Source organism: Cellulophaga sp. L1A9, from assembly GCF_009797025.1.
Lineage (GTDB): Bacteria > Bacteroidota > Bacteroidia > Flavobacteriales > Flavobacteriaceae > Cellulophaga.
Genome location: NZ_CP047027.1, coordinates 4313421 through 4327726, shown reverse-complemented (window position 1 = coordinate 4327726; position 14306 = coordinate 4313421). Strand labels below are relative to the sequence as shown.

Below are 14306 nucleotides of genomic sequence, written 5' to 3'. Positions count from 1 at the left end.
TCCTATGAAACATATTTTTCTTTTAATTGCAATATCCCTTTTGGGATTATCCCTAGTTAATTGTCAAGACATTGATAGAGGATTAGACATCGCTGAAATTATCACGGATAAAAATCCAGAGGCTATACAATACTATTTAAATGATACGGCATCTTCGGAGTCAGATTATGGTGAATTTATATCCACAAGTTATTTTTACCCTGTAGATTCTATTCCTAAACTAACAATTTTAGACATCCCAATTCAAAATTTTAGCAGCACTTATTTTGATGATGATCTAGGACTTGTTACCCTACGAATTAACGGTAAGGAGAATTTTAATACATTGCAAGATAGTTTAATCATTCAGTTTGGAGCACCTACTATTGTAGAGGAAGATGGAGATATTAATTATACTTGGAAAGATGAAAAACTGTTTTGGTACATTATCCATATTCCAAGCTATGTTCAAGAAGAAAATTTTAGCTGTACATTAAGTATTGAAAGTAAAAGATATCGTAAAATTAATGAAGCCTATGGCGGGAATTAAAAGCAATATGCTCGCCTCAAGATACTATAAAATGGGTGTATCATAACAAATGGCAAGGTTATTCTACTTAAAAATCAGGTGTTGTAAAGATGTTATTATCACGAAAAATAATGAAAATTACACATTACAACTATATCTAGTTTTAATAGATATTGCCAACAGGAGTAGACTATTTTTACATTGTTTGAATTATTTTATTTATTACTACTACATCCAAAATCAACATACAAAACCTTTTAGCGACTAAGTGTAACTTAAAAAATATTGATATTGAAAAACACTATACTCTTATTTATATGCTTAATTAACGTAGTATGTGCGCAAGAACATAAAAAGGTACAAGGAACAGCACAAGTAGAAAATGTAAATGTCATACCAAAAGAAAAACAAGTTACATATGCTATTCAAATAAATGCAAAAACTCCTTATGAAATATATTTAGATGATATTCCGTTGGAGCGTTTTTATGAGAGTGGTATGAATTCTACCATAGAATTAAATCAGTATCTTTTAACAAATGGCACTCATAAATTAAGAGTACGTTATTTACCTCGACCAGATTCTAAAGATGGTCTAGTAAAACCAAGTGACATTTATAGTAGTAACGATTCTAAATGGAATATTTATTTTTTGAAATATATAAAAAACAAAGAAAAGCCTTTAGGTTACGAAGGCGAATTGGATTATCAAAATAATGAGCTTTTAATTGTAGCTCCACCAGAACCGGTACCGTTTTGGGAGCAAACTTTTGAACTCAACGTAGATTCACTACCTTATGAATTAGAAGGGTGGTCTAATGGACAAAATTTTAACGATGTTGATAAAGATGAACTAAAAAAAGCAGTTTTTAAAGAATATAATAAAATCAGAGACCTTTTAAATCAAGGAAAAATAGACGAGTACATTAGTATTAATAAGAAAAAATATTTAGAAATGGCAGTTTGTTTATATACTGAAGACGTAAATACTTACTGGTCAGAATCCGTTAAAAAAGGATTACTTAATGATTGTAAAGGTAATATGTGGCCATTAAGTGATGAAGAATATACAATGAAAATATATGGTAATGGAAAATTAGTTAAATTAGAACGAATAAATCAATTTAAAAATAGAGGACTGATCGCGGAAACAGAAACTGATTATTGGTATTATAGTTTTTTACTTTATAAACCTATAGGTAGTGATTCTTTTGAAATTATAAGAAAGTAATTTTTTAATTTTTATCAAAAAGATTCCTGATTTTTTTCAAGTAGCTTTTTTTGTTAGGCTAAGATATTTAAATAACTGTTGATAAACCTGTAAAACCATCAAAAACCTACTAACCACACTCCTACTTTTTTTTGCCATCTTTTGTCAGGCACAAAATGATTATCCTTTGCTTGATAATTATGTGACTGATGATGCAGGCGTATTTACCAAGGAAGAAATACTTGAGCTTACTACTAAACTTTCAAATTTTAAAGAAGAAACTACCAACCAAATAGTAGTTCTTACCATTAAAAAATTAGAAAAAGAACCTATTGAATATTATGCGTATAAAACTTTTGAAACTAATAAAGTAGGACAGGAAGCTAAGGATAATGGTATTCTAATATTGATATCTAAAGAAGATAAAAAAGTACGTATTGAAGTTGGTTATGGTTTAGAAGAGTATCTAACAGATGCTTTAACTTCACGAATAATTAGAGAACAAATAATCCCTGAATTCAAAAATGAAGATTATTTTGATGGTATTGATAATGCTATTAATACAATTATTACTGTTCTTATAAATCAGGAAAAAGCTAAAGAACAAGTTCTCAAGAATGAACAGGAATCAAACTTACCTCCTATTTTTAAAATTTTAATAAGTATTATTTTAATGATTATTGTGGTTATTGCTTGTATGGTTTTTAAAATCATTTATCAAATTATTAGTGAGGCTTTCAGAGGTCTTTTTATAGGTAAATTAAATCCTAAAGATTTTTTAATTGTAATAATGCGAATTCTATTCCCGCTAATTTTCAATTTGGGTTTTATTTGCATCCCCTTAGTAACCATTGCTGTAATAACTGTTGATTTTGATTACGAAAGATTGGAATATTTTACAAATAACGTATACTGGCTGTATGTGTTTTTAGGTTTCCTTTTTTTTCCTGCTATAGTATTATCCATATTAAAAATAAATCGTCTTAAGGAGTCATACCGCTTTAATATTTACTCGAGCGATCAGGAATTTAAGCTAAAGTATTTTGGAAACTTCGCTCAGAAACTAAATAATACTTCTTCAAATTCCAACTCTAGTAGCTATTCAAGTTCAGGAAGTTTTAGTAGTAGTTCCTCTAGAAGTTTTTTAGGAGGTGGCGGACGCTCTGGTGGCGGTGGCGCAAGTGGTAGTTGGTAACTAAAAATAAAACAAGCATGAAACTACTCTACAAGCTCATTATCTTATTCCTTTTTATCTTCAGCGTTGGTTGTGCCGACCTATTAAAAATGGATACACATTTTGTGACTATTGAAACTGAAAATCTATACGAGTATGATAGTATGCAATCATTTGAAGAAATTTATGATAGTACAAAAATTATTGAGTTTTTAAATAGAAAAACAGTAACCGAAGTCATTAAATTAGAAAATTTTGAAGCACTTAGCTCCATTCGATATGGATTTAGGGAAAGTTTAGAAGGCAGCCTGGACAGAATGACATTTGGCTCCATTACTATTGACGGTAGGCTACCAGGATTTTCGAGAATAGAAGTCAAAGATATGTATGTTCCCCATACCCTGACTTTTTTAGATATGGATTTCTTCTATTACATTCCCTGGGAAAAATCACAGTCTTATGATATAAAATTAATAGCCCAAGATATTATTCATAATTTGGATGACAGCACTATTTTTTATTTAGATGAAAACAGTATCATTTATGGTGAAAGAGGAGAACACCACGTATTACATATCACCTATTTAGAAGCTATAAAACGCTTAGAAGTTTTCCATAGTGTTCAGAAAGAAAATCCATTTAGGAAGCTACCAGAGCAAGATTTATTTTCCAACTCTTTGGCTAAATTACGTTTGGCAAAAAACTTCCACAATACGGAAAATACGCCCGAAGAAATTGATTGGACTAATTTTGAAAATTTAATCTCTCGCCATCAAAGAAAACTTTTTGCAACTATAAGAGATTTCATACCAGAACTTAGTATGGAATTTTCTGAAGATATTAAGTTTGCTTTTGAACTTAAAGACTATAGCCTTAACGCATTAATTGTTCGCGATAGTACCGTAAAAAAAGTGTTTAAGGAGTTAAATGCTGTTACTGTAAACACAAAAATCAATTTAAAAGAAGATACAATTCATAAAACTTTGAAACAATCGTTAAGAGATTTAAGCATCTTCCATGAAATAGAAATAGTGCATAAAACCGGCCAAGGGTTTATTATTAACGAAAGCGATTATAGATTTTATTTGGTGTTTATTTATGAAATTAATGGTGCCCCTTACCTACTGTGTTTATCCGGCCTTGATAATTTAAAGGAAGCCCACTTTTATTTTCAATTATTAAGTAACTTAGAAGATTTAAAATATAAAGGTTTATAAGAATTAAACACTTGATAACAATTAACATCCTATTAATTACGTGCTAGAAACCTTTAGAGTAGATAACATGGACACCGTTTTTATAGTATTTCTTACTATATTTTCCAGTGCCTTTGGTCTTTTTTATTATCTAGTTTTAAAAAGCCTATACCGAGTTAAACTCCCTGTACTATGGCCTTTATTTATCATTCCTCCATTTATGGTGGTGATAACGGCTATTGTAGATCCCGGTTATGTACCCTTTGCCTGTTTAGTAAACTTCCCTATTCTTTTGGTATTAATGCTTATAGGAGGTGTTGTAAAAGCTATCAGAAGCAAAAATTCTATTTGGGGATTCATCGTTTTTATTGTAGCCATGCCTCTTATCATGATTACTTGGCCTTATGGAATTATCTTAATTACGGCCTTTGTTATCCTTAGAGAAATACTTACGCCAAATTCAAAGAATACTTTTTATGAGTTACAGGGTGTTTTGCCTACCTCTAAAATTAGATCTCTAGCCATGGGCTTAGTAGAAATTTCAGGAAAAACTATACTCATAGAACCCGTTTTATCTGCAATAAAAAAAGTGCCTTGCATTGGATACCTCTATAAAGTAGATGCAATAAGCACAGATAAAAATGGAAAAACAAGTTATAACACTATTTCAAAGGAAACGGTCTGCAATCCGTTTCAAATTAATGACGGGAGTGGTATTATTACTGTGTCAGGAGATCATCTTGAGTTGATAGATTTACCAGAATCTAAATACTCTTATTCCGCTGGTGATAGACGTTTTCAATTGTTTTTATTAGAAGAAAATATGAACGTGCTACTTATCGGTAAAGCCACGAATAGAAACCAACAGGTATTCATTGAAAAAGACCCTTCCAAAGATGTATTTGGGGTTGCAACTTATGAACACGTGCAACAGTGGAGTTTAATGCGACCCTTGCAAAAATCATTTGTAAAATACCTTTTGATTTTGATCGCCTGTATCAGCGTTATTTTAACTTGTGAAGTTACCGTCCAAGAAAATGAACTATTCTTTTCATTTACATCGCTGTCGGAACTATTTAATTTAAAAGAAGTATTACCATTTAATCTGTAAAATATAAAAAAATGAAACCCTATTTGTTTATCATCATTATAGCCCTTATAGTCGTGTTTTTTGTAAGAGGAATTATTTCGCTCTACAACCGTTTGGTTATGCTAAAGGCTAATACCGATAAAAACTTTGCGAATATTGATGTGCTACTAAAACAGCGCGCTGATGAAGTTCCGGAATTGGTAAAAATAGTAAAGAGGTATATGGATTATGAAGAAAACCTGCTAACTAAGGTGACGGAATTGAGAACGCAATACTTGAGTGCAAAAAGTAATGAAGAAAAAGTATTGAAATCTAATGCGTTAAACAAAACCTTAGCTTCTATTATGGTAGTTTCTGAAAATTATCCGGAGTTAAAAGCGAACACTTCTTTTTTAGCGTTACAGTCTAGAGTGTCGGAATTAGAAAACCATTTAGCCGACCGCAGAGAACTTTATAATGAAAGTATCAATCTCTATAATATTGGTATTAATGAATTCCCTGATCTATTAATAGCGAAACCTTTTGGTTTTAAAAACAAACAATTATTACAAATTACTCAAACAGAAAAAAAGTATGATGGCATTCAGTTTTGAGTATTATGATTGGTTAAAAGAAATCAATATAAATACAAGTATTATTAAGTCCGTAGCATTTTTCGGTATCCTCTTGCTTATTGTTCCTGCTAGACTTTTGGCTATTTTTATGAGTACCGAAGTAAAGAAAAAGTTTCTTTGGCTTGTTTTTGTTTTTATATTGGCTACATGGATATTGGGATCCTTAGTAGTTTTAGTCATGGCAACTTCTGTTCCTGGCGGATTAAAGCTATTTTTAGCCTGGTTAGCGGTTATGTGCAATGTTCTTGGTTTTATAGTAGCTAACCATTCTAGATTAAATAAAATTTACGAGCAGCAATTGCACAAAGGGTTCTATAAAAAATAATCCGAAAATTTAAATTAGGATTCTTTTACCTTATACTATTTATTATTAATTTTTTCCATATGAGTTCAAAAATAATTTTTAGTTTATTCTCTATTTTACTTTTGGTACTAGTAGCCAATGGACAAGATAAAGTAGATTATGACCAAGTGGATATAGAAATTACCAACCATTTTAAAGATTATGAATATTTAAATAAAAAACGACCTGGGTATTATCTTCAAGTTAATAATCAAAATTGCTATTATGAAATTGAAACAAATGAGTTAGCTAGTGCTGAGTACTATGGAGAATTTCCTTCATATTCAGTTGTGATACCTTTGAATTTACAAATTCTAAATAGTGGTAGCCAAAAATTGTCAATTAAAATATTTCCTTTTAAAGGGGATACATTAACAAATAGAGCTGGTTTAGATGTAACCTTATTATATTATCCTGACATTACGGACTTAGAAAACAACTTTGGAGGTAGTACAATTTTATGGAAATGGGAAATGCCAAAAACAGAAACCTTAAAATTGCCATATTTTGAGTTAGATACTGTTTTCGAAGCAGAAGTGCCTTATGATATTAATGTATTAGATGATTATGCGGAAGACTTGTCTAACATGGAAAAGGAAATCTTGTTAAAAGAAGTTTTGACTGAATTTATAAAAAAGCGTGAAAAAATTATAAATCGTACTGAAGATAAATCTTATTTGATTTCTCACCTTAAAAGAGCCATGATACAAATTTATCCAGACGATGATCTAATGAATGAAGTTGCAGAAGACATGTTAACATTCTCTAAAGATAAAGAAGCCCAACCATTAGAGAATTTTGAAATGCGTTTATATTACAATAGTAGAATCGCGACCTTAATAAAAAGAGATGATAAAGAACCGGCTATATGGTTTAAAAGGAATGCAAATGGTGCTCGGTCATGGCAACCTTATTACATCTTTAAAAATAAAGAAACGGGCACTTGGCATATGTGGTAATTTCTGATATACTCATTCAAAAACAAAATATGAACTCAAAAAAAATACAACTTCACCGCTTATGAAATCAATTTCTATTTTGTGTGTATTGCTCCTGTTTTTTAATTGCAAAGGACAAGACAAGAAAGAACTTAAAAGCAGTATAGCAACTTCTGATACTATTCAAAAAATACAACCCTATACATACACTCATGATAAACAAATACATTACGGAATAGGGATCTCATGCTTTGCATCATTTGAACTTTATATAGATGATATTTTAGTGGCAAAAGAAGAAACCGCAGGTACTATATCATCAGGGGTAGAATTAAACGATTGGGTCTTAAAAAACGGAACGCATAACTTTAGAGTGCGTTATTTACCCCAGACGGGAAAAGAATTTGTAGAGCCTTATTTGTTGACAGAAACTAGAGTAACAATAGAGCATTGGAACTATGTTGAGAATTCGGTATTACGCCCCCATTCTGGCAAAGAGCAATACGAAAGTATCTTCTTTGAAGTACCTGTACCCACCCAAAAAGTCCCTTTTTGGGAGTTTTCTGGAGAATTTGAAGTAGAAAACCTTCCGTTTGAATTAACCGGATGGACTGAGAGTCAAGATCTTTCTAAGATGGATCAAGATGAGCTTTTAAAAGAAGTTATAATCTATTATGAATATTTTCGTGGTTTATTGAACGAGGGAAATATAAAGCAATTATTAATAGAGGAAAAACAAAAAAATATGGATGTTGCAATTGCAACCTATGATGACCCAAATTGGTACTACTCTAAAGAATCAATTGATGGGTTTTTAAAGTACATAAATGCGATGTTACCTATTGAAAATTATAAATTGGAATTATATGGTAATGGAAGGTTGGTCAAATTAGTAAGGATTGATGAGGGAATATTTAAAAATTGGGGCGTACTGATTGGTGAAAGTGAAACGGAATATTTTAGTACTGGTGGTTTTCTTCATAAACCTAAAGGCTCAGATAGTTTTAAAGTTATAAGAAAGTAAGTTATGCACCTATTAAAAAAAATAAATTCAAAAATATTACTGACCCTAGTAGTTAACCTATTTGTTATAATTGGTTTCGCACAGAAGACTACAATAGATTATACCATAATAGATAAAGAAATTACCAACCATTATAAAGATTATGAATATTTAAATAAAAAGCGAACTGGGTATTATTTAGAAGTTAACAATCAGAATTGTTATTATGAAATTGATGTAAATGATTTATCCTGTGGAGAGTTTTATGATCCATATCCAATGTATTCTGTAAGATTGCCTTTGAACTTAAATATTTTGAAGAGTGGACAACAAAAATTATCTTTAAAAGTACTTCCTGATGTTGGAGATTTTATAAAAGAAAGTGCAAGTTTACAATTACGTTTAATGCGCTATGATGATATGTTGGATATTGCAAATGAATTTGGAAAGAGTAAAGTTATATGGGAATGGAAAATGCCAAATGTGGGTGAGCATAAGTTGCCTATTTTCATATTTCACACAACTTTTGAAGCAAAAGTACCTTACGAACTTGAAACTCTAGATCTGTATGCTACAGACTTATCAGAATTAGATGAAAAAGTCGTACTTGAAGAAGTTTTAAAAGAATTTCAGTTGAAACAAAAAAGCATAGTTAATAATACACAAGATAGAGATTATTTAATTCGCCATTTAAACCGAGCTTTTGTTCAAATTTATCCTGATAACGAATTGTTAGCAAAAACTGTGGATGAAATGATAACTGTTGAAAATGGCATGGAATTACAGCCTTTAGAAGATTATGAAATTCGATTTTATTATAATTATAAGATTGCTACCCTAGTTCGTAAAGAAAATAAACAATCTGCTATTTGGTTTAATAATACTTCAAAAAAAGAGAAATCATACCAACCTTATTACATCTTCAAAAATAAAGAAACGGGCACTTGGCATATGTGGTAATTTCTGATACACTCATTCAAAAACAAAATATGAACTCAAAAAAAATACAACTTCACCGCTTATGAAATCAATTTCTATTTTGTGTGTATTGCTCCTGTTTTTTAATTGTAAAGGACAAGACAAGAAAAAACTTAAAAGCAGTATAGCAACTTCTGATACTATTCAAAAAATACAACCCTATACATACACTCATGATAAACAAATACATTATGGTGTTGGTATCTCTTGTTTTGCTTCTTTTGAGCTATATATAGATGATATTTTGGTAGCCAAAGAAGAAACCGCAGGAAATATATCTAAAGGTATAGAATTAAATGAATGGGTTTTAAAAAATGGTACGCACCAATTTAAAGTACGCTATTTACCACAAACAGGAAAAGAATTTGTAGAGCCTTATTTACTTACAGAAACTAAGGTAGTAATAGATCATTGGAACTACGTAGAAAACTCTGTAATACGCCCCCATTCTGGAGCAGAAGAGTATGAAAGTAAATTTTTTGAAGTACCTGTACCTACAGAAAAAGTCCCTTTTTGGGAATTTTCTGGTGAGTTTAAAGTAGAAAACCTGCCTTTTGAATTAACCGGATGGACAGAAAGCCAAGACTTGTCTAAAATGGATCAAGATCAACTTTTAAAAGAAGTAGTAATCTATTATGAATATTGGAGGAAATTATTAAATGAGGGAAAAGTAAAGCAATTATTAAAAGAGGAAAAACAAAAAAATATAGAATTAGCGACAGCTACCTATGATGATCCAAATTGGTACTACACCGAAGAAGCTAAACAAAGTACATTGAAATATAAAAGTACCATGTTACCCATAGAAAATTATAAAATGGAATTATACGGTAATGGTAGGTTAGTTCGTCTAGTTAGGAAAGATGCTGGTATATTTAAAGATTGGGATGTGTTAATAAGAGAAACGAAAGATAATTATTATTATACCGGTGGTTTTCTTCATAAACCTAAAGGCTCAGATAGTTTTAAAATCATAAGAAAGTAAGTTATGCGCCTATTAAAAGGAATAAATTCAAAGATATTAATGACCGCAGTAGTTAACCTATTTGCTATAATTGGTTTCACACAGACGACTACAATAGATTATACCTTAATAGATACAGAAATAACCAACCATTATAAAGATTATGAATATTTAAGTAAAAAACGACCTGGGTATTATCTTCAAGTTAATAGTCAGAATTGTCATTATGATATAAGGGTCAACGATTTAATTGCCGGCAGTTATTTTCGTGAGCATCCTGCTTATTCGATAAGGATGCCACTTAACCTGATGATTTTAAAGAGTGGAGAACAAAAAATTTCCATCAAAGTATTCCCTTTTATTGGTGAGGAATTATCTAAAAAAGCAGGCTTGCAATTACAGCTAGTGCGTTATAGTGATATGACAGATCCAGACCATGAATTCGGTAGATTTACAGTCCTATGGGAATGGGAAATGCCCAAGGTTGGTGATCAAAAAATTCCTGAATTTACGATAGAACATGAATTTGATGCTAAGGTTCCATTCGTCTTAGAAACGCTTGACCTTTATGCCCAAGACCTTTCCGAATTGGAAGAAGAAAACGTGCTTAAAGAAGTAATCGAACATTTTACGATAAAGCGACAAACAATAATAAATAAAAAACAAGATAGAGACCATTTAGAAAGACATTTAAAAAGAGCATTAATTCAACTTTACAAAGGCAAAGAATTGTCTGATAAAACTATTGACGGCATGATAAATATTAAAGATGGAATGGAGCCTCAACCTTTGGAAGATTTTGAAATTAAATATTATTATAATAATAGAGTGGTAACATTGGTAAGAAGAACTGATAAACGGCCTGCCATTTGGTTTAAGAATCCAAATACAGGTGCTATGTCAAGACAACCTTATTACATCTTTAAAAATAAAGAAACAGGCACTTGGCATATGTGGTAATAAGCCTTTAACTTGAAAACAAACTATCCATAACGTTTGATGTTTTTTGTTTTAAGTACAAGCTTTTAGTATATTTAAATTTAATACACCTAGTCATTAAAAATCTATTCACCACCCTCCTACTCTTTTTGGCAACCATTTGTGTCGCTCAAACTGAGTATCCTTTACTTAATAGTTATGTGACTGACAATGCTGAAATTCTCACTACAGCGCAAGTACAACAATTATCCATAAAATTAGAGGCACTTGAAACAGAAACTTCCCATCAACTTGTAATACTTACTATAGTTAAATTAAATAATGAACCTATAGAAGACTATGCGTATAAAACGTTTGAAGTAAATACTATAGGCCAAAAAGGAAAAGACAATGGTATACTCTTAGTAATAGCTAAAGAAGACAAGAAAGTTAGAATTGAAGTCGGTTATGACCTAGAACATGTAGTAACTGATGTTATGGCTTCTCGAATTATAAGAAATGAATTAACTCCTGAATTTAAAAAGGAGAATTACTTTTCTGGTGTTGATGCTGCCATAAATTCGCTAATAAAAATTTTAAATAGCGTCGCCGTAGAAAAGAATCAAATTTATGAGACTCCATCTTCAACACCAACACCTTCCCCAGCTATTAAAACCGAAATAAGTAATAGTATACCTAAAGATACTTTTGGAACTATTTTGGGTAAACATATTTTTTCAATATTGATCATGACTATTATGGTTTTAAGTTTTCTCTTTATAAAAATTTCTTTTAAAGCTTGGGTGATGACCTTAGTCGGAGCATTTACAAACAAAGTCAGTTTTTCTAGAGTATTTGGCTACGCTTATAAAACTGGACAGATATTTTTCTTTAGTTTTTTGATATTTATCTTTATGTTCTTTTTGCTTTTGGCACTACTGTTTGATATATACCCTAATTACTTTTTCTTTTTGCTAGAAAACAAGAAATGGATTGCTATCCCAGTAGCACTGTTTGTAATTCCGGTACTATTTGCCCTAATGGAGGTGAAGTATTATAATAGAAAACTAAATTTTTCACTTTCTAACAATGACACCTATTTTATAAGAAAAGAGATTGATAGTAAATTAGATATCCTTGGAATAGTAAGTTCAACTACTGACAATGATTCTTACCAATACAGTTCATCAGGTCGTAGTTATAGTAATGATTCAACAAACAGTGGAAACTCCAATAACTCCTCTAGTAGTTTTTCTGGCAAAGGAGGAAGATCAGGAGGTGGTGGCGCTAGTGGTAGTTGGTAGCTTTTGCGTATATTGCCTATGACTTACAATTCCAATGATGATCAGATACTTTTTAATATTTCTTTTAGTGGGAATACTCAATGCTTGCGGGCAGGATTTAAAAAATATAGTGCCTGTAAAAATGACTTCCTATGATTCTTTACTTCTATCTCAGTTAGACAAAAATAGCAAACATAAAAAAATAAAATATGCGCTATCTACTACTTCTAAGCTACCTTATAGTTTGAAAATAAATGATATTTTGGCGGAAGAAAACATAGTTCCAAATGATGATCGTATATTGAATCATTTTACGTGGAGTTATTTAGATAATTACATTTTAGGAAACGGAGACCATAAGGCAAAATATACATTTTACCCACATGAGGACCTGGAAATTTCCGCAGAAGATGGTATGATACATCAATCGGATTTAGATGAATTAGAAATTGAACTTTTGAGGTATGAAGAATATGATGGTGAAATAGAAAATATAACAATACATAAAAAATTTACTTTTACGATACCAAATCCTGTTTCTTTTACAGAACAAGAGATAGAATTTACTATCAAAGATTTACCTTATAAAATCAAAGGTTGGAGCGAGAGCCAGGATTTAAGAGATATAGATTCAGAATTACTCAAAAAAGAAGTTGTAGATTATTATCAAGAATTGAGAAACATCTTGAATGAAGGTTCAAATTATAAGTATACATATGAACTACAAAAAACTAAATATTTAGAAGCAGCTCTTTCTGCATATTTAAATAAAGAAGAATATTTAAATATGCTCAATACTAATGCTACAAACAAAATCACTAAAAATAAAATGTATCCAATTGAAAATTATAGTTTAGCTATAGAAGCAGAAGGTAGATTGGTTAAATTATACAGAACAGATTCTGAATTATTAAATTGGGATGTTCTAATTTATGAGGATGAAAAATATAGAAACTCCTTAGCGGTGCGATTACATAAGCCTAAGGGATCTGATACTTTTGAAATTATTACTAAATAATTTCTGCATGGATTATGTAATATCTATAGACAACTTTTAATTTACCTCGATAGCGCTCATTTGTAACGAGTGCTATATCGAGTAAGAAAATATCAATTAAAATTATTTTAACAACAATACATTCTACCCCTGTTTATAAAAAATATAGGAGGATGTCATATGACTATCAGAGGATCTTTTGATCCAGAATTAACTGGACCAATTCAAAAGATGACAGATGGAATATCACTTAGTAAAGACCTAAATAATACACTATTAAAATTTCATAAACTTATGGAGATTGATAATAAAAAAATAAAATTACTTATTACTATCGCACTTATTATCAGTTTAACAGCATGCAATTTTTTTAACTCTAATTTAAAAGAAAAAGATGTTAGCACTGATGCATCAAAAAAATCAAACGCTGAAGAAAAAAATATTGTTAATGATTCAGATGATTTAACTATAACGCCAAAGTACGACGACCCTAGGTATAAAGAATTAATGACGCAATTTGAAAAACAAGAGCACCGTTTTGAAATTGATGCGTGTGAATTCAAATATAATGGGAAGTCTTTTTTTATTGGTGATTCTTACGAGAAAATACTAAGTATTTTTGGCGAGCATAAGGATGAATTATTTTTGTCTGAAAAATATTCATATTATAGATTTGAATATGACGATATTAAATTAACTTTCTTGTTGTCGGAACCAGGAAAAAAATTGACCACACTAAACTTAGCTTTAGATAGAAGATTTACGGGAGATGTTGCCCCACCTTTTGAAATAATATTACTTAGAAAAATTCCTTATAAATTAGGAAACTCGTTAAATGAATTCATGGAATTATCTGATCTTAATCATGATAAGTTAAAACATACTCAACATTCATTTTCGTTTATAGAACTAGAGAAATGTTCTATAAACGAAAATGAAACAATTTTTACAGTATTAGATTCTAATCCTGTTTATAAAAATATTGGAGGAGGTCATATGACGATTAGGGGAGCTTTTGATCCAGAATCTACTGGACCAATTAAAGGCCTGAAAGTTGGAATATCAGCTCAGTAAAGACCTAAATAATACAC

15 protein-coding genes are annotated in these 14306 nt (G+C 30.6%); all 15 read left to right on the top strand.

Translation table 11 applies throughout. The features are described 5' to 3' along the window. Positions 1–4: 4 nt before the first annotated feature. The 15 genes from GQR94_RS19025 (at position 5) to GQR94_RS18955 (ending at position 14289) form a co-directional block, all read left to right on the top strand. Positions 5–529 (top strand): hypothetical protein, encoded by a 525-nt coding sequence (locus GQR94_RS19025; RefSeq protein ID WP_158978235.1) that lies wholly within the window; start codon positions 5–7, stop codon positions 527–529. 270 nt (positions 530–799) lie between these two features. After that, positions 800–1738: a hypothetical protein gene (locus GQR94_RS19020; protein ID WP_158978233.1), complete on the top strand. Its 939-nt coding sequence runs from the start codon at positions 800–802 to the stop codon at positions 1736–1738. 166 nt (positions 1739–1904) lie between these two features. Then, positions 1905–2912: a YgcG family protein gene (locus tag GQR94_RS19015; protein ID WP_158978231.1), complete on the top strand. Its 1008-nt coding sequence runs from the start codon at positions 1905–1907 to the stop codon at positions 2910–2912. Between the two features lie 143 nt (positions 2913–3055). Then, the gene (locus GQR94_RS19010) at positions 3056–4108 is read left to right on the top strand and encodes a hypothetical protein (protein WP_158978229.1); all 1053 of its coding nucleotides are present in this window, start codon (positions 3056–3058) and stop codon (positions 4106–4108) included. A 67-nt stretch (positions 4109–4175) separates the two neighbouring features. Then, positions 4176–5198 carry a hypothetical protein gene (locus tag GQR94_RS19005; protein WP_158978227.1) on the top strand — a complete coding sequence of 341 codons (1023 nt, stop codon included), beginning with the start codon at positions 4176–4178 and terminating at the stop codon, positions 5196–5198. Positions 5199–5209: 11 nt separating this feature from the next. Next, a complete protein-coding gene (locus tag GQR94_RS19000) occupies positions 5210–5770 on the top strand; it encodes a LemA family protein (RefSeq protein ID WP_158978225.1) in 561 nt (186 codons plus the stop codon). Beyond that, entirely contained in the window at positions 5751–6116 is a 366-nt protein-coding gene (locus GQR94_RS18995) for a hypothetical protein (protein WP_158978223.1), read from the top strand. Before GQR94_RS19000 ends, GQR94_RS18995 begins: the two co-directional genes overlap by 20 nt. Positions 6117–6175: 59 nt before the next feature. Beyond that, positions 6176–7093 (top strand): hypothetical protein, encoded by a 918-nt coding sequence (locus GQR94_RS18990; protein WP_233268468.1) that lies wholly within the window; start codon positions 6176–6178, stop codon positions 7091–7093. A 61-nt stretch (positions 7094–7154) separates the two neighbouring features. After that, positions 7155–8096: a hypothetical protein gene (locus GQR94_RS18985; RefSeq protein ID WP_158978220.1), complete on the top strand. Its 942-nt coding sequence runs from the start codon at positions 7155–7157 to the stop codon at positions 8094–8096. Between the two features lie 3 nt (positions 8097–8099). Further along, on the top strand, positions 8100–9035 hold the full coding sequence (locus tag GQR94_RS18980; RefSeq protein WP_158978218.1) for a hypothetical protein: 936 nt from the start codon (positions 8100–8102) through the stop codon (positions 9033–9035). Between the two features lie 61 nt (positions 9036–9096). After that, positions 9097–10038 carry a hypothetical protein gene (locus GQR94_RS18975; RefSeq protein WP_158978216.1) on the top strand — a complete coding sequence of 314 codons (942 nt, stop codon included), beginning with the start codon at positions 9097–9099 and terminating at the stop codon, positions 10036–10038. Positions 10039–10041: 3 nt separating this feature from the next. Further along, a complete protein-coding gene (locus tag GQR94_RS18970) occupies positions 10042–10977 on the top strand; it encodes a hypothetical protein (RefSeq protein WP_158978214.1) in 936 nt (311 codons plus the stop codon). A gap of 128 nt (positions 10978–11105) precedes the next feature. Then, positions 11106–12239, top strand: coding sequence for a YgcG family protein (locus tag GQR94_RS18965; RefSeq protein WP_158978212.1), 1134 nt, complete (start codon positions 11106–11108; stop codon positions 12237–12239). A gap of 67 nt (positions 12240–12306) precedes the next feature. Beyond that, positions 12307–13236 carry a hypothetical protein gene (locus tag GQR94_RS18960; RefSeq protein ID WP_158978211.1) on the top strand — a complete coding sequence of 310 codons (930 nt, stop codon included), beginning with the start codon at positions 12307–12309 and terminating at the stop codon, positions 13234–13236. 159 nt (positions 13237–13395) lie between these two features. Continuing rightward, the gene (locus GQR94_RS18955; RefSeq protein WP_158978209.1) at positions 13396–14289 is read left to right on the top strand and encodes a hypothetical protein; all 894 of its coding nucleotides are present in this window, start codon (positions 13396–13398) and stop codon (positions 14287–14289) included. The last annotated feature ends 17 nt before the right edge of the window (positions 14290–14306 follow it).